Raw genomic sequence first — 22429 nt, forward strand, 5'->3', positions numbered from 1 at the left:
ATCGGCCGATAGCCTGCGTACGCCCAAGAGACGCCTTCATGACCAACGTACCCACGTCATCGCCGCAGCCGGTTCCCACACACCGCTGGATCCGCCGTTGGGACGATCTGGCCATTGCCGCAAAACTTGGCGCGATCGGGGTGCTGGCCCTGCTCGGCCTGGTCGTTCCGGTCGTGCTCTACAGCGGCAAGCTCAACGAAAGCGTCGCCATCAGCAGCAACGAGCTGCGCAGCTACGCGCCGCTCGAGCAGATGCTGGGCCTGATCACCGATCTGCACGTGGCCCATGTGGACACGGGCAGCGCTGCCAGCGCAGCGGCGCAGCGGGCCGAACGCGATCTGCAGCGCCTGCTCGCCGCCACCGCCGCCCTGCCCGGCTTCGAACGCAGCCGGGAACAATTGCTCGCCTTGCAGCAGCGCCACGTCGCGGATGCGGCCGCCAGGGACTATGCCGGAGTGAGCGAACAAGCGTTCGCCGCGCTGGATGCGTTACGCGACGACAGCCAGCTGGTCTATACGCCGTACATCGAAAGCTATCACCTGGTGGTGGCCACGCTGATCTACAGCCCCGATGCCACCGAGTCGCTGACCCGCCTGGATGCCGCCAGCGATCCCTCGCAGGCCGGCGACAGCCGCGCCATGCTGCGCGAGCAGCTCAATCAACTGCGGCGTGGTCACGCACGCTTCCGGCACGAACTCGACAAGGCGATGAGCCTGCTGGAACAACCGGATCCCGCACTGGCCGCAGCTGCCGGCGCCGAAACCACGCGCGCGACCACTGCCCTGGCCGCACTCGGCGCTGCGCTGGAAGGCAGCGACGCGCAAGCCGACGCACAGTGGAACGATGCACTCGACACGCTCGGCCAGGCCATGCAGGACCTAAGCCGCATCTCGCTGCAGGCCTTGCAGCGGCAATCCGAGCGGCATCTGGAGCAGGCACGCGATGCGATGTGGCAGGCGATCGCCGGGCTGTCGCTGCTGGCCGCGTTGATCGTGGCCTTGGGCTGGTACACCTTGGCGCGGCTGACCCGCAATGTGCGTCGCGCTGCGGCGGTGGCGGCGAACATCGCCCACGGCGAGCTCGCCGACCAGGTGGTCGCACCTTGCCGCGATGAAACCGGGCAACTGCTGGACAACATGCGCCAGATGCAGCTGCAGCTGCAGCGCGTGCTGGCAGCGCAGAGCGAGATGGCGCAGCGGCACGACGCCGGCCAGATCAGCTATCGCATGCAGGCCGACAGCTTCCCCGGCGCCTACGCCACCATGGTGAACGACACCAACGCCCTGGTCGCTTCGCATATCGCGGTGAAGATGCAGCTGGCGCAGATCATGTCGCGCTACGCGGTCGGCGACCTGAGCCAGGACATGCCGCGCCTGCCCGGCGAAAAGGCCGTCCTCACCGACACCATGGACACGGTCAAGGCCAACCTGTCGGCGATGAACAGCCAGATCAAGCTGCTCGTGCAGGCCGCAGCCAACGGCGACTTCGGTGTACGCGGCGATACGCAGCGGTTCGAATACGATTTCCGTGCGATGGTCGAAGGCCTCAACCAGCTGATGGCCACCGCCGATGCCAACCTGGGCGCGCTGTCCACGGTGTTGCAGGCGATCGCCGCCGGCGATCTGAACGTGCGCATGCACGGAGACTTCCATGGCGTGTTCGCGCGGATGCGCGACGATGCCAATGCCACGGTCACGCAGCTGGCCGACATCGTCGGACGTATCCAGCGCTCCACCGACGCCATCAACGATGCCGCCAGCGAAATCGCCGCCGGCAACCAGGATCTGTCGCAGCGCACCGAACAGCAGGCCGCCAACCTGGAGGAAACCGCCGCCTCGATGGAGGAACTCACTTCCACCGTGCGCAACAATGCCGAGCATGCGCGGCGCGCCAACCAGCTGGTGGTCGATGCGGCTACGGTGGCCGCGCAGGGCGGCGAAATGGTGGGCCAGGTGGTCGGCACGATGGCCGGCATCCAGGCCGCCTCGCGCAAGATCGCCGACATCATCGGCGTCATCGATGGCATCGCTTTCCAGACCAATATCCTGGCCTTGAATGCGGCGGTGGAAGCGGCGCGCGCCGGCGAACAGGGCCGCGGCTTCGCGGTGGTGGCATCGGAAGTGCGTACGCTGGCGCAGCGCTCTGCCGGCGCGGCAAAGGAGATCAAGCAACTGATCGACGATTCGGTGAACCGGGTCGAACACGGCAACCAGTTGGTAGGCCAGACCGGGCGCACCATGCAGCAGATCGTCGACTCGGTGCAGAGCGTCACCACGATCATGCACGAGATCAGCGACGCATCGCAGCAGCAGTCGCAAGGCATCGAGCAGGTCGGCCAGACCATCACCCAGATGGACCAGACCACCCAGCAGAATGCAGCGCTGGTGGAAGAAGCCACCGCCGCTGCCCGCGCGATGGAAGAACAGGCGCAGCAACTGCGCGATGCGGTTGCGGTCTTCCAACTGCACGGCGCCGGGACCGCGTCCCGCGCTCGCCTGGCTGCCTGAGCCGGACTCGACGCGGGGCCGCCTGTCGCGCCCCGCCTGCGCCGCCGCATCATCGATGTAGGCAATGGGCTCCGCCGCCTGCGGCGTAGCCGCGTGACCGGCACTGCACACATCGTCCCGCCTTGCCGGCACGCCGGTCCAGGCAACGCGCCACGTAGCGCTTGCCATCCGACCACAGCGTGGCGCGGTGATCCCAGTCCTTCGGCCAGACACCGCACATCGCGCTGTGCCCAGGCGCCTGCACGATCGCCAGCGCTTCTCGCCGGCGCTCTGTCTTGTCATCGTCTCGACCAGGCATCCGCCCGATCGCTCGCACGCCGCCGCCCGTGAATGGCGCATGAAATCGCCGGCACCTGCCACCAGGGCGATCGCCGCTGCGAGGGTGTTTGCGTGGCGCTTATGCACACCAACGTCACCTCGGTGACGGCCGCCCGTACGCAGCCGGCCAAGCGGGTTCAGCCGCGTGCCGACAACGCCGCTACCCAATCACGCAGGCAGCCCCCGTCCTGCAGTCCGGCCCAGCGGCCAATGCTGCTGCGTCGATGGAGCGACGGGGATCTGCCTGCCATGGCTGCGCACCTGCACACGCCAACGCAATCCCTTCCCGTCCTTCGCTTTCGAGATCTCCACATGATCGCTTTTCTACAACGGTACAACGTCGGCAAGCGCCTGACCTTCGCCTTCGGCACGCTGATCCTGCTGTCCTGCGGGCTGGTGGTCGCCGGCCTGTACACCGTGGCCCAGGCGCGCGAACGCATCGACACCGTGGTCAATCGCAATATCGCGATCATGCAGCACCTGGAGGACATGACCAACGCCAGCGCCGCCATTGCCGTGCAGTTGCGCAACATCGTGCTGCCCACCTCGCAGCAAGACAACCTGCGCTTTGCCGGCATCATCAAGGACAAGCTCGCCGCCTACGAGGACACTCGGCGCACGCTGTACGTGTTTTCCGCATCGCCGGAAGCGGCCGCGCTGCGGCAGAAGATCGACCAGGCCAGCCAAGCCGCCGCCAGGCTCAACGCGCAGGTCGCCGATCTCGAGCTGAACTCCAGGCCCGACGAAGCGCTGACGCTGCTGTTGCAGCAGGCCGCACCGGCGACCGAACGCTGGCAGGCCGCCCTGGCCGAGTATTCGGCGCTGCAGCGCCGACGCGCCACCGAAGCCTATGAGGGCGCGACCGCGGCCATGGCGCGCGGCCGCGCGATGTTGATCGGCGGAGGTCTGGCGGTGGTGCTGATCAGCAGCCTGCTGGCATGGCTGATCACCCGCAGCCTGGTGCTGCCGTTGACGCGCGCCACCCGCGCTGCCGAAGCGATTGCCCAGGGCAAGCTGGACAACGACGTCAGCACCCACTGCAACGACGAAACCGGCCGCCTGTTGCAGGCCATGGACCGCATGCAGGAACAGGTGCGCAACCTGATCGCTGCGCAGCTGGACATGGCCAGGCGCCATGACGAGGGCCAGATCAGCTTCCGCATGGACGCCAGCGCATTTCCCGGCGATTTCGGCCGCATGGCGCGCGACACCAACGAACTGGTGGCCGCTCACATCAAGCTCGAGATGCAGACCATCCACCTGGTGGAGCGTTATGCCATCGGCGACCTGAGCGAGGACATGCAGCAGCTGCCCGGCGAAAAAGCCGCCATCACTGCGGCGATGGATCAGGTCAAGCGCAACCTGTCGAGCATGAACGCCGAGATCAAGCACCTGGCGCAGGCCGCGGCCAGCGGCGATTTCAGCGCTCGCGGCAATGCCGAACAGTTCCAGTTCGATTTCCGCATCATGGTCGAAAGCCTCAACCACCTGATGGCGACGGCAGACGGCAATCTCGCTTCGCTCTCCAGCCTGCTGCAGTCGATCGCCGCAGGTGATCTCACCGCGCGCATGAGCGGTCAGTATCAGGGTGTGTTCGCGCAGATGCGCGACGATGCCAATGCCACTGCCGAACAACTGGCCGGTATCGTCGGCCGCATCCAGCAGGCCGCGGAGGCGATCGGCATGGCGTCGAGCGAAATCGCCACCGGCAACCAGGATCTGTCGCAGCGCACCGAGCAACAGGCCGCCAGCCTGGAAGAGACCGCCGCCTCGATGGAAGAACTCACCTCCACGGTCAGGCAGAACGCCGAACACGCCAGCCAGGCCAACCAGCTCGCCGTCGGCGCCGCCGCGGTGGCAGCGCAGGGCGGCACGGTCGTGGCCGATGTGGTCGCCACCATGTCCGACATCCAGACCTCTTCGAAGAAGATCGCCGAAATCATCGGCGTCATCGACGGCATCGCCTTCCAGACCAATATCCTGGCCTTGAATGCGGCCGTGGAAGCGGCGCGTGCCGGCGAACAGGGCCGTGGGTTTGCCGTGGTGGCCTCGGAAGTCCGTACGCTGGCGCAGCGGTCGGCCGGCGCCGCCAAGGAGATCAAGCATCTCATCGACGATTCGGTGGAAAAAGTGGCGCAAGGCGCAACGCTGGTCGATCAGGCCGGCACCACCATGGCCGAGATCGTCGCCAGCGTGCAGCGCGTGACCAACATCATGGGCGAGATCTCTTCCGCATCGCAGGAACAGTACGCCGGCATCGAGCAGGTCAACCAGACGGTCACCCAGATGGATGAAACCACCCAGCAGAACGCCGCCCTGGTGGAAGAAGCCACGGCCGCCGCCCGCGCGATGGAAGAGCAGGCACAACAACTCACCCAGGCGGTGGCCGTGTTCAAGGTGGCTGCGCGGGGTGGGCCGCGCCTGGCCACTGCCGCCCGCCCGGTCACGCGCACCCTCGCCGCGCCACGCCACGGCGGCGCCGCGATCCCGCTGCCGGCATCGACCGCCGTCGCAGCCGGGGACTGGCAGGAGTTCTGAGCGGCAGTTGCAGGCTGCGACGCTGCGCCGGCGACATGCCGGCGCAGTCGCTACATCTGCCCCACCTGGCAGCAATACCTGATTGCAGGGCGACGACGTGGATCGTCGATCGCCCGGAACGGACGCAGCGCAGGAGGTTGCCGCGGCCTGGCACCGGCGACATCCCCCTATCCTCCATGCGCTGAGCGCCAACCCTCGCTGGCCGCGCAGGCGCGAGCCGGTCTCGCAAGCCATGTCGAGTCCGCTTCTCCGTCGGATGCGTGCCACGGCGCGGAATGTCCGATCGCCGGCAGTGCGCAGTGCATGCGATGACACGACGAATGCCAGCGCTTTGGCTGCCGCATGCACGGCGATCAATCCCTCAGCGGACTGCAGCAATGGTCCATGCACGCTGGATGCGCTCTCAACAGTAGAGCGATAGCCGGAACTGGAAGCGCTTCCAATGAACGAAGCTCTCAGATTTGTGCAGGTTTCGATAGAAAAGATCAATTTCGCGCATAACCGGCCGTTATCGCTCTCACGCATTCGTAACGCCCACCCCAGGGCAAGGTCGACCCCATGCATTTCTTCAACCGACTTTCCGTTGGTACCCGGCTCTCCGTCCTGCTCACCCTGGTCATCGCGGTGTCGCTAGGCCTGCTGGCCATGACCATCTACCGGCAATCGGCGCGCGACATCGAATCGCAGGTCAAGGCCGAATTGCGCTCCAGCACCCGGCTGATGCAGCAATCGGTGGCGATGTACGACGTGACCCTGACCGAAGGCACCCAGCGCCTTGGCAGCGTCTTCGACGACATGCTGCCGCGCGGCGCGCGCGAACTGGATCCTGCCAGCACCGTCACCATCGGCGCGCAGGACACCCCCTCGTTGCGTGCCGGCACCCAGGCGCTGAATCTCAACTTCGACGCGGTGGATCGCTTCGCGCAGGCCACCGGCGGCGTTGCGACCATTTTCGCGCGCACCGGCGGCGACTTCGTCCGCATCACCACTTCGCTGCGCAACCCGCAGAACGAGCGTGTGATCGGCACCCTGCTCGATCGCAAGGGCAAGGCGTACGCTGCGCTCTCGCGCGGCGAAGCCTTCACCGGCCAGGCGCAGTTGTTCGGCGAGCAGTACATGACCCACTATGCGCCGCTGCGCAATGCGGGCGGCGAGGTGATCGGCGCGTTGTTCGTCGGTCGCAACTACACCCAGGGCCTGGCCGCGCTCAAGGCGCAGGTCAGCGAGACCAAGCTGGGCCAGGACGGTTACTTCATCATCGTCGACATGGCGCCGGGCGACCACCATGGCCAGGTCATCGCCGCACCGCCCGGCACCCCGGCCACCCTGTCGGCGCTGGTCGCCGCCGATCAGCAGCCCGCGCTGCAATCGGTGCTGGACGGCAAGCAACCCAGCGCCAACCTGCAGTTGCGCGATGCCAAGGGCAATGGCCAGGCCTTCGAGGTCACCGCCCAGCGCTATGCGCCGTGGCAGTGGGCGGTGATCGGCACGCAGCCGCGCAGCGCCATCGACGACCCGCTGGACGCGTTGATGGGCAGCATGCTGGTGTTCTCGCTGGTGGTGCTGGCGCTGTGCGTCGCGGTGGTGTTCATCGCCGCACGCAAGATGGTCACCCGTCCGCTGCTGGCAGTGGAGCGCGTGTTGGGCGATGTCGCTGCCGGGCGCCTGGACAACCCCATCGAGATCGACCGCCACGACGAACTCGGCCGCCTGCTGCTCAATGCCCGCACCATGCGCGACGACCTGCGCGCGCGCCTGGAGCGCGATCACCTGATCGCCAGCGAAGCCCTGCGCGTGCGAACCGCACTGGACGATGTCAGCACCAACGTGATGATCGCCGATGCCGAGCGCCGCATCATCTACGTCAACCGCCCGCTGCAGCGCATGCTCAAGAGCGTGCAGGACGAGCTGCGCCGCGACCTGCCGCACTTCGATGCCGACGCCCTGATCAATGCCAGCATCGACCAGTTCCATCGCAACCCCGAGCATCAGGCGCGCATGCTGGACCAGCTCACCGGCACCCATATCGCGCAGATCCATGTCGGTGGCCGCACCATGCGGCTGGTGGTCAGCCCGGTGCTGGGCGCCGATGGCGAGCGCCTGGGCTTCGTGGTCGAATGGGCCGACCGTACCCAGGAAGTCCAGGTGGAGCAGGAAGTGGCACGCATCGTACAGGCGGCCGCTGCCGGCGACCTGAGCGGACGCGTCGGTACCGACGGCAAGCAGGGCTTCCTGCTGCAACTGTCCCAGCAGCTCAACGTGTTGCTGGACAACAACGCCGATGGTCTGTCGCGCGTGTCGGCACTGCTGTCGTCGCTGGCGCAAGGCGATCTGACCGCGCGCATGGACGGCGACCTGCAGGGCGTGTTCGCCACCATCCGTGACGACGCCAATGCCACCGCCGACCAGCTGGCCGGCATCGTGCGCCGGATCAAGGACTCTTCGCTGGCGATCAATTCGGCCGCCACCGAGATCGCCACCGGCAATGGCGATCTGTCGCGTCGCACCGAACAGCAGGCCGCAGCGCTGGAAGAAACCGCCGCCTCGATGGAAGAGCTGACCGCCACCGTCAAGCAGAACGCCGACAACGCCGACCAGGCCAACCGCCTGGTGCTGGATGCGGCCGACGTCGCGGCCAAGGGCGGCGATGTGGTCGGCCGCGTGGTCACCACCATGGCCGACATCGATCACGCATCCAAGAAGATTGCCGAGATCATCTCCGTCATCGACGGCATCGCCTTCCAGACCAACATCCTGGCCTTGAATGCGGCGGTGGAAGCGGCACGTGCGGGCGAACAGGGCCGCGGCTTCGCCGTGGTCGCCTCCGAGGTGCGCACGCTGGCCCAGCGCTCGGCCGGCGCAGCCAAGGAGATCAAGCACCTGATCGAGGACTCGGTGGCCCGCATCGGCAACGGCGCGGCGCTGGCGGCCGAAGCCGGCACCACCATGCAGCAGGTGGTCGGCTCTGTGCAGCGCGTCACCGACATCATGGGCGAGATCACCAGCGCCTCGCGCGAGCAGGCTGCCGGCATCACCCAGGTCAACCAGACCGTCACCCAGATGGACGAGACCACCCAGCAGAACGCCGCCCTGGTGGAAGAAGCCACCGCCGCCGCCCGCGCGATGGAAGACCAGGCCACCCAGCTGGTGGATGCGGTGGCGGTGTTCCGCCTCGAACAGGAGGACCGCCTGAGCGCGCTGCTGGCCGACGCGCGCCACGCCTATCGGTAAAGCGCTCGGCTGCCGGCGCGCCCGCTGCGCGTCGGCAGCGAAACGGTGCCAACCTGTTGCGGCGTCGCCCGGCCCGGATCGGGCGACACCCGCAGGGCCGTCTGGTGCCATGGCGCACGCCTGCATTGGCGACCAACATCCGGCAGCGCAGCCTATCGCGTACGTGCAACGCCCGCCGCGACCACCCCAGGGCAGTCGCAGACCTTAAAGATTCGCTGCGGCAGCCGATATCAAGGCGACGCCAGCGCATGCCCGGCGGCGTCATCCCGTTTTCCATCAGTGCTCGTGCTCATGTCCCAAGGCGATACCTCAGAGTCACAGCTGGACCACGATGCCGATCACCTGCCCGAAGGTGACGAGCGTTATCTGCTGCGCAACAAGCGGCAGATCCGCGGCCTGCTGCGCCAACTGCGGGACCAGCGCGCCGTGGTGACCATGCATGTCGCCGGCCGCGACATGGCCGTGCCCACCGCCGTCCTGGACGTGGACGAAGACGACGACTGCCTGATCCTGGACGGCAGCCACAACGAGACCTCCAATCGCGCCATCGAGGACGCCAAGTACCTGCTGTGCTATGCCCAGCTGGAACGGGTCAATGTCCGCTTTCGCCTGGAGAAGGCCGTGCGTATCGAACGCGACGTCCATGTCGCCTTCCACGCCGAGCTGCCCGAGGCGATGTACCACATGCAACGGCGCGAGTCGTATCGGCTGGAAACGCCGATCACCGATTCGCCGGTCTGCACCATCCGCCAGGACGAAGCGCAGGGCGGCAACCTCAATCTGCAGCTGCGCGTGATCGACATCAGCAGCGGTGGCCTGGCGGTCTCGTTGACCGCCGGCATGCCATTGCTGGAACCGCAACGCACCTACCGCGATTGCACGCTGCAACTGCCAGACGCCGCCCCCATCGCGCTGCCGCTCACCGTCTGCAGCCAGCACAAGCAGACCCTGCCCAACGGCAGCGAGGGATTCCGGGTGGGCATGCAGTTCAGCGATCTGCCGCGCGGGGCCGACGAAAGCATCCAGCGCTACATCTTCCGCGTCGACCGCCAGCGCAATGCGCGTAAGAGCGGCGTGTTCTGAATCCGCCCGCACCACGGGCGGCGCCTGCCTAAAGTTGCCGGGCGGCGCGCCGATGTTGCTAGGGCAACCTCATTCACTCTTCTGCCGCTACCTGTCACTCAGCCGCAACGCCCGGAGTTTCCATGAACGACAAAAGCACGACCACCGGCACCGGTGGTGAATTCCTCAGCTTCGCCCTGGGCGAAGAGCATTACGGCGTGGACATCCTGAAAGTGCAGGAAATCCGTGGCTACGATTCGGTGACCCGCCTGCCCGACGCACCCGATTACATCAAGGGTGTGATCAACCTGCGTGGCACCATCGTGCCGGTGATCGACCTGCGCCTGAAGCTGCGCCTGAAGGAAGCGCGCTACGACGCCTTCACCGTGATGATCGTGCTCAACGTGGAAGACCGCGTCGTCGGCATCGTGGTGGACAGCGTGTCCGACGTGATTCCGCTCAACGACGACCAGATCCGCCCGACGCCCGAGTTCGGCGCGTCGGTGGACACCCGCTTCATCTCCGGCATCGGCACCCAGGACGATCGCATGCTGATTCTGCTGGATATCGAGACCCTGCTCGACAGCACCGAACTGGGCCAGCAGCTGACCGAGGAAGCTGCCTGATCCAGCTCGGCGGCGGAGTCACGGCCGCCGCCGGTTAGTGGCAGGACGTAAGGCGAGATGCATCGGCATTTCGCCGCGCCCAATGCAGGCCGCCATCTGGCGGCCGCTGCGTTTATGGCGATCGTCACCCGCGACCATCCGCTGTCGGGAAGCTCCCGACACTTGATGAACCACTGATTCGAAGTGAGATGAGAATCACTTTTTCTGGATTCAAGTTGAACGCCAGGTAGCCGATAGCTGAATGGAAGCCCGTGTGCATAAACGGGTCACCGTTCGACTTTCGATTCTGGAGAATCCCAATGAAGTTCCTGCTCTCGTTCCTCCCCGTCGCTGCCCTGGTCGTCGTTGCCCCCACCCTGTCGGCTCAGTCGCAGGAAATGATTCCGCCGGAGATGGCAACCCGTTTCGTCGGCAAGGACGGCATGGTCTGCGGCAAGGTCGAAAAGGCCAAGTACGCGCAGAGCTCGGAGGGCGAACCAACCTTCCTGTACATGGGCGGCATGTTCCCGCGTCACACCTTCTCGGCCCGCATCGACGGCGCCAACCGCGGCAAGTTCAGCTTTGCCCCGGAAACCCTGGAAGGCAAGGACGTCTGCGTTCTCGGCAAGATCCAGCGCGACAGCTCGCGTGCCGAAATCGAAGTCAGCTCCCCGGCCAGCCTGAAGCTCGCCACCATCAAGTAATCCCATCACACATCGCCACGCCCCTGCGTGGCGATGTGCTGTCTGGATTATGCGGACTGACTTCTACGGGGGAATCGTGTCAATGCAATGGATCAACAATCTGAAACTGATGCCGCGGCTGATGCTGGCGTTCGGCATCGTGCTGCTGATGATGCTCGTGCAGGGAATCATCGCGTATTCGGGCCTGGCATCGCTCAACAACGTCACCAGCGACCTGGCCGGCAACACCATGTCCAGCGTGCGCGAAGCAGGCGACCTGCGCGGCATGCTCGGCGAGTACCGCAATGCGGCCTACCAGAACCTGGTACGCGCCAGCGATGCGGTCAAGCAGGAAGCCAAGGCACGCGCCACCAAACTCAATGGCGAAATCGACGCCACGATCAAGGGCTACCCCCGCCTGATCGAGACCCCGCAGCAGAAGAAACTGTTCGACGTGTTCGTGGCGGACTGGAAGAAGGCCTCGGCCTCCTATGCCAGCGTCGACGAGATGATCGAGCTCAATCTCCCCGACGACGCCGTCGACACCTTCGTCGGCGAAACCCGCACGCTGCACAACAAGGCCAAGGATTCGCTGGCCGCGCTGATCGCCGAGGACAATCTGCTCGCGCAGGCCGCCAAGACCAAGGCCGAGAAGGTCCATGCCACCTCCGTTTCGCTGACGGTGATGGTGCTGCTGATCGGCATCGCCGGCGGCCTGGGCCTGGCCTTCCTGTTCGCACGCTCCATCGTGCGCAACATGCGCGGCGCGGTGAGCACCGCCACCGAGATCGCTGGCGGCAAGCTGGACGGCCAGATCAATGTGCAGGGCCAGGACGAAGTGGGCGAACTGATGCGTTCCATGCAACGCATGCAGCGCGACCTGAAGGAACGCATCGAACGCGATCGCACCATCGCCGATGAAAACCTGCGCATCCGCACCGCGCTGGACAAGTCCTCCACCGGCACCTTCATCACCGATCCCGAGCGCGTGATCATCTACGCCAACGACGCGTTCATGAAGATCGTCGCGCAGTACGAAAGCAGCATCCGCCTGGCATCGCCCGAGTTCGATGCGAGCAAGGTCATCGGCCAGCACATCGGCTACCTGGGCCTGTCCGAGACCACGGTGCGCAAGGCCATTGCCGCACTCGAACGCGACGGCGTGACCAGCTTCGAAGAACGCTTCGGCGAGGTCGTGCTGGCACAGACGGTCACCGGCATCAAGAACGAGCATGGCGAGACCACCGGCGAAGTCTGCGAATGGCGCGACCGCACCATCGAAGTGCAGGTCGAAGAAGAAGTGGCCCGCATCGTGCGCGCCGCCGCCAGCGGCGACATGAGCGGCCGCGTGGAAACCGACGGCAAGCAGGGCTTCTTCCTGCAGCTGGCGCAGCAGCTCAACGGTTTGCTGGATGCCAATGCCGCCAGCATCGAGCAGATCTCCAGCCTGTTGTCGGCGCTGTCGCGTGGCGATCTGACCGTGCGCATGCACGGCCAGTTCAGCGGCGTGTTCGCGCAGATGCGCGACGACGCCAACGCCACCGCCGCGCAGCTGGCCGACATCGTCGGGCGCATCAAGTCCTCGTCCACCGCGATCAATGCGGCGGCAGGCGAGATCGCCTCCGGCAACACCGATCTGTCGCATCGCACCGAACAGCAGGCCGCCAACCTGGAAGAAACCGCTGCCTCGATGGAGGAACTCACCTCCACCGTCAAGCAGAACGCCGAGAGCGCCCGTCAGGCCAATCAGCTGGCCATCGGCGCGACCGGTGTGGCCTCGCAAGGCGGCGAAGTGGTGTCGCAGGTGGTCACCACCATGTCCGGCATCGAAGCCTCGTCCAAGAAGATCGCCGACATCATTTCGGTGATCGACGGCATCGCCTTCCAGACCAACATCCTGGCCTTGAACGCGGCGGTGGAAGCAGCGCGTGCCGGCGAACAGGGCCGCGGTTTCGCGGTGGTGGCCTCGGAAGTCCGTACGCTGGCGCAACGCTCGGCAGGCGCGGCCAAGGAGATCAAGGGCCTGATCGACGATTCCGTGCACAAGGTGGCCGAAGGCTCGGCGCTGGTACGCAAGGCCGGCGCCACCATGGCCGACATCGTCGCCAGCGTGCAGCGCGTGACCGACATCATGGGTGAGATCTCCGCCGCCTCGCAGGAGCAGTCGGCCGGTATCGAGCAGGTCAACCAGACCATTGCCCAGATGGACGAAACCACCCAGCAGAACGCCGCGCTGGTGGAGGAAGCAACCGCCGCTGCCCGCTCGATGGAAGAACAGGCCGGCCATCTGGCCGAGGCGGTCTCGGTGTTCAAACTGGAAGAAGCCGCTGCGGCCCCCGCGTCCGCACAGTTGCGACCGGTGGGGTCGCGTCCGGTGGCGGTCAAGACCGCTGCCAAGCCGGCGGCACGCACGGCGGCGGCGCCCTCGCGGCCGGCCAAGCCGCAGGCCGCCCTGGCCGACGGAAACTGGCAGGAGTTCTGAGTCACCGCTGTCGTCCACGACGCCCCGGCACTGCCGGGGCGTTGTGCATTTGGGCATCGCCTGCCCCGCAGTCTCCATGGCAGCCGCCGAGGCCTTCTTGCGCCACAGCGACGCCCGTCCGGCCGCGTGACGCGAGCCGCACCGTCGCCACGCATTGGCGCTTCAGTTGCATGGCCACATGGCCGATATCCAGTGATAGCTAACGACGCGTATGGATATGACGACTACCACTCCCGCTTCAGACACACGCGAATTCGAGTTCGGCGACCGCGATTTCAAGCGCGTTTGCGATCTCATCTACCAGCGCGTCGGTATCGCCCTGGCGCCGGCCAAGCGCGACATGGTGTATGGCCGCTTGTCGCGCCGCCTGCGCGTCCTCGGCCTGCGCTCGTTCCGCGATTACCTGGACCAGTTGGAAGCCGGTAACGATGCCGAGGAATGGCAGGCGTTCACCAACGCACTGACCACCAACCTGACCTCGTTCTTCCGCGAACCGCACCACTTCGACAAGCTGCGCGAAGAACTGCAAAAGCGCGCGGCGCAGGCGCCATTGAAGATCTGGTCATGCGCCGCCTCCACCGGCGAGGAGCCCTACTCCATCGCCATCACCGCCTGCGAGGCCTTCGGCACGCTGACCCCGCCGGTGAGCATCGTCGCCACCGATGTCGATACCCAGGTGCTGGAAACCGCCTCGCGCGGGGTCTACGCCATCGACCGCGTCGCCTCGCTGGATGCGGCGATCAAGCGCAAGTATTTCCAGCGCGGCTCCGGCCCCAACGAAGGCAAATGCCGGGTGATCCCGGCACTGCGCCAGCTCATCGAATACCGCCCGCTGAACCTGCTGGCGCCGCGCTACGATGTCGGCGGACCCTATGCGGCGCTGTTCTGCCGCAATGTGATGATCTATTTCGACAAGCCCACCCAACGCGGCATCCTGTCGCGTCTGGTCACCCACATGGGCGACGACGGCCTGCTCTACACCGGGCACTCGGAGAACTACCTGCACGCGGCCGATCTGATCCAGCCGTGCGGCCGCACGCTGTATCGGCGCGCCCCGCGCGCAGGAGCGTCCGCATGAGCACCGCCGTGCAAGTCGACGACGTGATGCGCTACCGCGATTCGCGCTTCCAGACCATCACCGCCAAGCTGTTGCCCACCCAGTATCTGGTGGTGGACGACGACACCGCGTTGACGACCACCTTGGGATCGTGCGTTGCAGCCTGCTTGCGCGATCCGGTGCTCAAGATCGGCGGCATGAATCATTTCCTGTTGCCAGAAGGCCAGGTCGGCGATGGTGCGCCCGCGCGCTACGGCAGCTATGCGATGGAGGTGCTGATCAACGACATGCTCAAGCGCGGCGCGCATCGCAAGCGCATCGAAGCCAAGGTGTTCGGCGGCGCCAACGTCCTCAAGGGCTTTACCAGCAATCCGGTGGGCACCCGCAACGCCGAGTTCGTGCGGCAGTACCTGCAGGCCGAGCACATTCCCATCATTGCCGAAGATCTGTGCGGCATCCATCCGCGCAAGGTGTGGTTCTTCCCGACGACCGGCCGCGTGGTCGTGCAGCGTTTGCCGCACGCACACGAAGCCGAAGTCGCCGCTGCCGAATCGGCCGTGCGCGCCCGTCTATCCAAAGCACCGGTCACCGGTGGAGTGGAGTTGTTCGAATGACGCTGGAAACTCCCGTACGTGTGTTGATCGTCGACGATTCGGCGGTCGTGCGTCAGATGCTCACCGAGATCCTCTCGCGCGATGCCGGCATCGAAGTGGTCGGCTCTGCCGCCGACCCGCTGCTGGCGCGCGAGAAGATCAAGCGCCTCAATCCGGACGTGATCACGCTGGATGTGGAAATGCCGCGCATGGATGGCCTGGTGTTCCTGGAAAACCTGATGCGCCTGCGCCCCACCCCGGTAGTGATGATCTCCTCGCTCACCGAGCGCGGCGCCGATACCACCTTGCAGGCCCTGTCGCTGGGCGCGGTGGACTTCGTCTCCAAGCCCAAGATCGACGTCGCACGCGGCCTGGAAGGCTATGCCGAAGAGATCGTGAGCAAGGTCAAGATGGCCGCCAAGGCCAAGGTCAGCGCGCTCAATCGACCCGCCGCGCCCAAGGTCACCCTGGACGCGCACTCGGCACCGGTACCCGGCAGCGCGCTGCGCTTTCGCACCACCGACCGCCTGATCGCCATCGGCGCCTCCGCCGGCGGCACCGAGGCGCTGCGCGTGGTGCTCGAACACATGCCTGCCGATGCGCCGGCGGTGGTGATGACCCAACATCTTCCCGCCAGCTTCAGCACCGCATTCGCCGAGCGCCTCAACCGGCATTCGGCGATGTCCGTGCGCGAAGCCAGCGATGGCGAAGCCATCCTGCCCGGCCATGCCTACCTGCCACCGGGCGGCCAGCACCTGCGCATCATCCGCGATGGCGCACGCTGGCGCTGCCGCATCGACGACGGTCCGCCGGTCAACCGTCACAAGCCGGCAGTGGACGTGCTGTTCCGCTCGGTCGCCGCGAACGCGGGGCCGAACGCAGTGGGCGCCATCCTCACCGGCATGGGCGACGACGGCGCCCGCGGCCTGCTGGAAATGCTGCAGGCCGGCGCTCCCACGCTGGTGCAGGACGAGGCCAGCAGCGTGGTCTGGGGCATGCCCGGCGCAGCCTACAAACTCGGCGCCGCACAGGAAGTGGTGCCGCTGGATCGCGTGGCCGAGCGTCTGATCGCGTTGTCGGCACAGGCGCGCTGATCGTCCATGCCCGCACTCCCCCCGCATCCGGACAACATGGCGGAGGCGTCCGGCGCCGCCGATGCCGCGTCGGGCGGCGTCGTGGAGGGCATGCACGCCGGCGCTGTCGACGCTGCCCCCACCCCCGGCCCTGTCACCGCCGGCATGATCATGCGTGGCGAGAGCCCGCAGGACAGGCGCGCGCGCCTGTTGGCCGAAGCGCTGGATGGCAGCAGCAGCGCCATCCTGATCTGCGACCTGCAGTCGCGCCTGCTGTATGCCAACGACGGCTTCCAGCGCATGTTCGGCTACACCGAGGCCGAACTGGTGGGCCAGCGGCCCTCGGACGTGCTGACCCGCGCGCACAGCGACCAGAACGAGGTCGCGCGGATCCGCGATCGCGCCGACGCCTTGCAACAGACCCGTGCCGATCTGCTGGTCTATCGCAAGGACGGCTCGCCGCTGTGGATCTCGCTCAACTTCAATCCGATCTACGACGCCAGGCACAACCCCTCGCATTACGTGGCGGTGCTGACCGACATCACCGACACCAAGATGCACGAGGTGCTGCAGCACCGGGTGCTCGAGGCGCTGGTGCAGGAGCGCCCGCTGATCGAGGTGATGACCCTGATCTGCACCGAGGTCGAACGCATCGCCCCGGACGTGATGGCCACGGTGATGAGCGCGGACAACCAGGGCTGCCTGCATTCGCTGGCCGCTCCCAGCCTGCCGCCCGAGTATGCCGACGCGGTCAACGGCCTGAAGATCGCGCCCGGCGCAGGTGCCTGCGGCACTGCCGCCTGGCGCGGACGTGCGGTGATGGTGGAAGACATCGCCACCGATCCACTGTTCGCACAGTACCGCGAGCGCGTGCTGCCGATGGGCCTGCGCGCCTGCTGGAGCGTACCGATCCGATCCAACAGCGCGCGGGTGCTGGGCACCTTCGCGCTCTACTACCGCAAGCCACAGCGCGCCGACGCCTGGCACGTCCGGCTGACCGAACTGTGCCAGCAGCTGTGCACGCTGGCGCTGGAACGCGAGCAGATCCGCCAGCGCGTGCATCAACTGGCGTTCTACGATGCACTCACCGGCCTGCCCAACCGCATCATGTTCAGCGCCCGCGCCGAGCAGGCGCTGGCCCAGGCCGACTATGCCGGCGAACCGGCCGCGTTGATGTTCATCAACATCGACCGTTTCAAGCTGATCAACGATAGCCAGGGGCATGCCGCCGGCGACGGCCTGTTGCGCGACGTCGCGCTGCGGATCGCCGAACAGCTTGCCGCCACCGCCATGCTCGCGCGCGTGGCCGGCGACGAATTCGCATTGGCGCTGCCCCAATGCAGCGCCGAACAGGCCAGCGCGGCGGCCGAGCGCGTCCTGGGCACCATTGCAGGGCCGCTGACGGTGGGCCATATGACGGTGCATCCGTCGGCCAGCATCGGCGTAGCCATGTTTCCCGAAGACGGGCGCGACATCACCATTCTGTTGCGCCACGCGGATCTGGCGATGAACCGCGCCAAGAAGGAGGGTGGCGGACGCTTCCGTTTCTTCAGCTCGGATATGAACCGCATGGCGCAGGAACGCGTGGCGCTGGAGGCGGAACTGCGCCAGGCGATCGACCGCGATCAACTGCAACTGCACTACCAACCGCAGGTGCACAGCGCCGCGCCGCAGACGCTGTACGGCGTGGAAGCGCTGCTACGCTGGAATCACCCGCAGCTGGGCGCGCTGTCGCCAGCGCGTTTTCTGCCGGTGGCCGAAGAACAAGGCATGATGCCGCAGCTCAACGCATGGGTGCTGCGTCGCGCCTGCGAACAGGTCGCCGACTGGCGCCGGCGCGGCGTGCCGGTGGCGCGCGTGTCGGTGAACCTGTCGGCCAGCGGTTTCGAAAGCCCGCGCATGCTGCCCGACCTGCTCCAGCTGATCGCCGAGCTGGGCGTGCAGCCGGCCGACCTGACCCTGGAGTTGACTGAAAGCGTGATGCTCTCCGGTCAGCCGGGCGTCCTGGAAAACCTGCACGCCATCCGCGAGGCCGGCATTTCGTTGTCGCTGGACGACTTCGGCACCGGCTATTCCAGCCTCAGCCATCTGCATCGCCTGCCGATCAACGAGCTCAAACTGGACATGAGCTTCGTGCGCGACATCGAACACAGCGAGGATGCGCGCGCGCTCACCACCTCGGTGCTGCGCATCGGCGAGCACCTGCGCAAGCATGTGATCGCCGAAGGCGTGGAGAACGAAGCCCAGCGCCTGTTTCTGGCCGACCTGGGCTGCGAAGTGCTGCAGGGCTATCTGTTCTCGCGTCCGTTGCCGGCCCCGGCACTGGAAGCCTGGCTGGGCGCGCAGCGGTAACGACGTAGAACGTCCGCATCGCGCCGGTGCCGTGCCCTCATCCGCCCTGCGGGCACCTTCTCCCCACGGGAGAAGGAAGCGGGGAGCACCTTATCCCGACGGGAGAAGAATGCCGGGGCAACTGCGCTCGACGGAAGCAGGAAGCATCGTCCTCAACTGCAGCGCTTCGAGCCCCTCTCCCTGCGGGAGAGGGGTTGGGGTGAGGTACGGCCAAGCATGCATTGTGCATACCCACCTACCCTCAGCCCGCACGCATCAACTTGACCGCGCTTTCGCCCAGCGTCCGCTTCAACCAGCCCAGCAGTTGCGCGTTGACGAACGCCGGGTTCTCCAGCGACGCGCTATGTCCGGCGTTGGGAATCAGCTCGTAATCGCAACAGATCGCTTCGGCCATCATCCACAGCTCCTCCGGTGGGCGCTGAACGTCTTCGGCGCCACCGAGCAGGAAGGTGTGGGCAGGATCCAATGCGGACAGAGCGTCCAGCCGATCGGCCCGCCCGAACATCATCCGGCCCAGCGGCACGATGGACGCGCGCAACTGCTCGGCCGACATCGCCGCCAGACGCTGCGCGAACGCCCTCGGCAGTGCCGAGGCCGGATCGGTGCCTGGACGGAAGAAGATCGGCACGATCGCCTCGATCAACGCGGGCGTCACCTGCCCCGCCGCCTCGATCGCATCGAGCAGGCCGAAATAGCGCGTCCGCGTCGCCTCCGGCTCGGCGCCCAGGAAGGTGTCCATCAGTACCAGGCTGCGCACGCGTTCCGGCGCCAGCAGCGCCAGCTCCGCACCCCACATGCCACCGACCGACAGGCCGATCACCGCGCACTGCGGCAACTCCAGCGCGTCCAGCAGCGCCAGCATCTGCCTGGCGAGATCGCCGATCTGCAGCGTACCCTGCGGCAACGGACCCGACTGCCCATGCCCCCACAGTTCGGGAACGATGACCTGGTAATGCGGTGCCAGCGCCTGGATCTGCGGTTCCCACATGGCCGCGTCCCAGAGATAACTGTGGCCAAGCAACACCGGAAAACCTTGACCGTATTGTGCGTAATGCAGCGTTTGACCAGCGATCGTGCAAGTAGGCATTGGAGATCATGAGAGCGATGGGAGCGGCGCCACTCTAGAGCTGTCGACTTCAGATTTTTGTTGCAATGCGACAGACGAGTTAACTGCGATTGCCCTAATGTCCGGCATTGCGCGGCTAAAACGAAGTCATCGCCCGAATAACGAAAACGCCCGGCATCGCCGGGCGTTTTCGAACAGGTGAGCAACCAGCTGGATCAGGCAGCGACGGTCTCTGCCACGTCCTGGTACTCCTGGATCTGGTCGAAGTTCATGTAGCGATAGATCTGCTCGCCGCTGGTCTTGATCACGCCCACGTCGGCCATGTACTCCTCCTTGGTCGGGATGCGGCCCAGACGCGAGCAGATCGCCGCCAGTTCGGCCGATCCCAGGTAAACGTTGGTGTTGCGGCCCAGGCGGTTGGGGAAGTTACGCGTGGAGGTGGAGAACACCGTGGCGCCCTCGCGTGCCTGCGCCTGATTGCCCATGCACAGCGAGCAGCCCGGCATTTCCATGCGTGCGCCGGCCGCGCCGAAGGTGCCGTAATGGCCTTCCTTGGTCAGCTCGGAGGCGTCCATCTTGGTCGGCGGTGCCACCCACAGGCGGGTCGGAATGTCGCGCTTGCCTTCCAGCAGCTTGGCCGCGGCACGGAAGTGACCGATGTTGGTCATGCACGAACCGATGAACACTTCGTCGATCGCCGCGCCGGCCACATCGGACAGCGTCTTGACGTCGTCCGGGTCGTTCGGGCACGCCACGATCGGCTCGTGGATGTCGGCCAGGTCGATCTCGATGACTGCCGCGTATTCGGCATCGGCATCGGGCTCCAGCAACTGCGGGTCGGCCAGCCACTCTTCCATCTTCTTGATGCGGCGGCCCAGGGTGCGCGCGTCGGCATAGCCTTCGGCGATCATCCAGCGCAGCAGGGTGATGTTGCTGGTCAGGTATTCGATGATCGGCGCCTTGTCCAGGCGCACCGTGCAGCCGGCCGCCGACCGCTCGGCCGAGGCATCGGACAGTTCGAACGCCTGCTCCACCTTCAGATGCGGCAGGCCCTCGATTTCCAGGATGCGGCCGGAGAAGATGTTCTTCTTGCCCTGCTTGGCCACGGTCAGCAGACCGTCCTTGATCGCGTACAGCGGGATTGCATTGACCAGGTCGCGCAGGGTCACGCCCGGCTGCATCTCACCCTTGAAGCGCACCAGCACGCTCTCGGGCATGTCCAGCGGCATCACCCCGGTGGCGGCGGCGAAGGCCACCAGGCCGGAACCGGCCGGGAACGAAATGCCGATCGGGAAACGGGTGTGCGAGTCGCCGCCGGTGCCCACGGTGTCGGGCAGCAGCATGCGGTTGAGCCAGCTGTGGATCACGCCGTCGCCCGGACGCAGCGAGACGCCACCGCGGGTGGAGATGAACTCCGGCAAGGTGTGGTGGGTCTTGACGTCCACCGGCTTCGGGTAGGCGGCGGTGTGGCAGAACGACTGCATCACCAGGTCGGACGAGAAGCCCAGGCAGGCCAGGTCCTTCAGCTCGTCGCGGGTCATCGGGCCGGTGGTGTCCTGCGAGCCCACCGAGGTCATCTTCGGTTCGCAGTAGGTGCCCGGGCGCATGCCTGGCTGCACGCCATCAACGACGGGCAGACCGCAGGCGCGGCCGACCATCTTCTGCGCCAGCGAGAACCCCTTGCCGGTGTCCGGCGGATCCATCGGCAAACGGAACAGGTCCGAGGCCGGCAGGCCGAGGAATTCGCGTGCCTTGGCGGTCAGGCCACGGCCGACGATCAACGGAATGCGGCCACCGGCGCGCACTTCGTCGAACAGTACATCCGACTTCATCGCGAACTCGGCGATCACCTGCCCGTTCTTCAGCGCCTTGCCGTCATACGGACGCAGCTCGACCACATCGCCGTGCTCCATCTGCGACACGTCCAGCTCGATCGGCAACGCGCCGGCGTCTTCCATCGTGTTGTAGAAGATCGGGGCGATCTTCGAACCCAGGCACACGCCGCCGAAGCGCTTGTTGGGAATGTACGGGATGTCTTCGCCGGTCCACCACAGCACCGAGTTGGTGGCCGACTTGCGCGAGGAACCGGTGCCGACCACGTCGCCGACATAGGCCACCAGATGGCCCTTGTCCTTGAGGTCGGCAATGGCCTGGATCGGGCCGCGCTTGCCGTCTTCTTCCGGCTCGAACGCCGCGCCGTCGCGCTTGTTCTTCAGCATCGCCAGCGCGTGCAGCGGGATGTCCGGGCGGGTGGTCGCATCCGGCGCCGGCGACAGGTCGTCGGTATTGGTCTCGCCCGGCACCTTGAACACGGTGACGGTCAGGCTCTGCGGCACTTCCGGCTTGCTGGTGAACCACTCGGCATCGGCCCAGCTCTGCAGCACGGCCTTGGCGTGCGCGTTGCCGGCCTCGGCCTTTTCCTGCACGTCATGGAATGCATCGAACACCAGCAAGGTGTGCTTGAGCGCATCGGCGGCCGTGGCGCCCAGCTCGGCATTGTCCAGCAGGTCGATCAGCGGCTGGATGTTGTAGCCGCCCAGCATGGTGCCCAGCAGCTCGGTGGCGCGCGTGGGGCTGATCAGCGCGGTGGTCTCGGTGCCGAACGCCACCGCGGCCAGGTACGAGGCCTTGACCTTGGCGGCATCGTCCACGCCGGCCGGCACGCGCTGGCTCAGCAGCTCGACCAGGAACTCCTCTTCGCCGGCCGGCGGAGCCTTCAACAGCTCGATGACCTCGGCGGTCTGCTGCGCGGTCAGCGGCAGCGGCGGGATACCGAGCGCGGCGCGCTCTGCAACGTGGTGGCGGTAGGCTTCCAACATGCGGGTTCTCCAAAAAGACAGCGGTGAATGTGTAAGAACGTCA

The 22429-nt window shown here is 66.3% G+C and carries 13 protein-coding genes; 11 read left to right on the plus strand and 2 right to left on the minus strand.

Annotation, left to right across the window (positions count from 1 at the left end; all coding sequences use genetic code 11):
- The first annotated feature begins 38 nt into the window (after positions 1–38).
- From LL962_RS15890 to LL962_RS15940, 11 genes are all read left to right on the plus strand, one after another.
- Positions 39–2507, plus strand: a complete 2469-nt coding sequence (locus LL962_RS15890) for a methyl-accepting chemotaxis protein (RefSeq protein WP_104588593.1) — start codon at positions 39–41, stop codon at positions 2505–2507.
- Positions 2508–3137: 630 nt separating this feature from the next.
- Complete coding sequence (locus LL962_RS15895) at positions 3138–5363, plus strand: methyl-accepting chemotaxis protein (protein ID WP_228317587.1); 2226 nt, start codon at positions 3138–3140, stop codon at positions 5361–5363.
- Between the two features lie 558 nt (positions 5364–5921).
- Complete coding sequence (locus tag LL962_RS15900; protein ID WP_228317588.1) at positions 5922–8594, plus strand: methyl-accepting chemotaxis protein; 2673 nt, start codon at positions 5922–5924, stop codon at positions 8592–8594.
- A 291-nt stretch (positions 8595–8885) separates the two neighbouring features.
- Complete coding sequence (locus LL962_RS15905; RefSeq protein ID WP_228317589.1) at positions 8886–9677, plus strand: flagellar brake protein; 792 nt, start codon at positions 8886–8888, stop codon at positions 9675–9677.
- Between the two features lie 122 nt (positions 9678–9799).
- Complete coding sequence (locus tag LL962_RS15910) at positions 9800–10282, plus strand: chemotaxis protein CheW (RefSeq protein WP_104588589.1); 483 nt, start codon at positions 9800–9802, stop codon at positions 10280–10282.
- A gap of 299 nt (positions 10283–10581) precedes the next feature.
- The gene (locus LL962_RS15915) at positions 10582–10965 is read left to right on the plus strand and encodes a hypothetical protein (RefSeq protein WP_228317590.1); all 384 of its coding nucleotides are present in this window, start codon (positions 10582–10584) and stop codon (positions 10963–10965) included.
- An 82-nt stretch (positions 10966–11047) separates the two neighbouring features.
- Positions 11048–13426, plus strand: a complete 2379-nt coding sequence (locus tag LL962_RS15920; protein ID WP_228317591.1) for a methyl-accepting chemotaxis protein — start codon at positions 11048–11050, stop codon at positions 13424–13426.
- Positions 13427–13637: 211 nt separating this feature from the next.
- Positions 13638–14504, plus strand: a complete 867-nt coding sequence (locus tag LL962_RS15925; RefSeq protein WP_228317592.1) for a CheR family methyltransferase — start codon at positions 13638–13640, stop codon at positions 14502–14504.
- The gene (gene cheD / locus LL962_RS15930) at positions 14501–15097 is read left to right on the plus strand and encodes a chemoreceptor glutamine deamidase CheD (RefSeq protein WP_104588586.1); all 597 of its coding nucleotides are present in this window, start codon (positions 14501–14503) and stop codon (positions 15095–15097) included. The genes LL962_RS15925 and cheD overlap by 4 nt, the downstream gene beginning before the upstream one ends.
- Positions 15094–16170 (plus strand): protein-glutamate methylesterase/protein-glutamine glutaminase, encoded by a 1077-nt coding sequence (locus LL962_RS15935; protein WP_104588585.1) that lies wholly within the window; start codon positions 15094–15096, stop codon positions 16168–16170. The genes cheD and LL962_RS15935 overlap by 4 nt, the downstream gene beginning before the upstream one ends.
- 6 nt (positions 16171–16176) lie before the next feature.
- A complete protein-coding gene (locus tag LL962_RS15940) occupies positions 16177–18501 on the plus strand; it encodes a sensor domain-containing protein (RefSeq protein WP_441004878.1) in 2325 nt (774 codons plus the stop codon).
- Between the two features lie 241 nt (positions 18502–18742).
- Here LL962_RS15940 and LL962_RS15945 read toward each other — a convergent pair whose 3' ends face one another.
- Complete coding sequence (locus LL962_RS15945) at positions 18743–19588, minus strand: alpha/beta fold hydrolase (protein WP_228317593.1); 846 nt, start codon at positions 19586–19588, stop codon at positions 18743–18745.
- 194 nt (positions 19589–19782) lie between these two features.
- A complete protein-coding gene (gene acnB, locus LL962_RS15950; protein WP_228317594.1) occupies positions 19783–22386 on the minus strand; it encodes a bifunctional aconitate hydratase 2/2-methylisocitrate dehydratase in 2604 nt (867 codons plus the stop codon).
- Between the last annotated feature and the right edge of the window lie 43 nt (positions 22387–22429).

The sequence above is a fragment of the Xanthomonas sp. NCPPB 1067 genome (assembly GCF_020783795.1).
GTDB lineage: Bacteria > Pseudomonadota > Gammaproteobacteria > Xanthomonadales > Xanthomonadaceae > Xanthomonas > Xanthomonas melonis.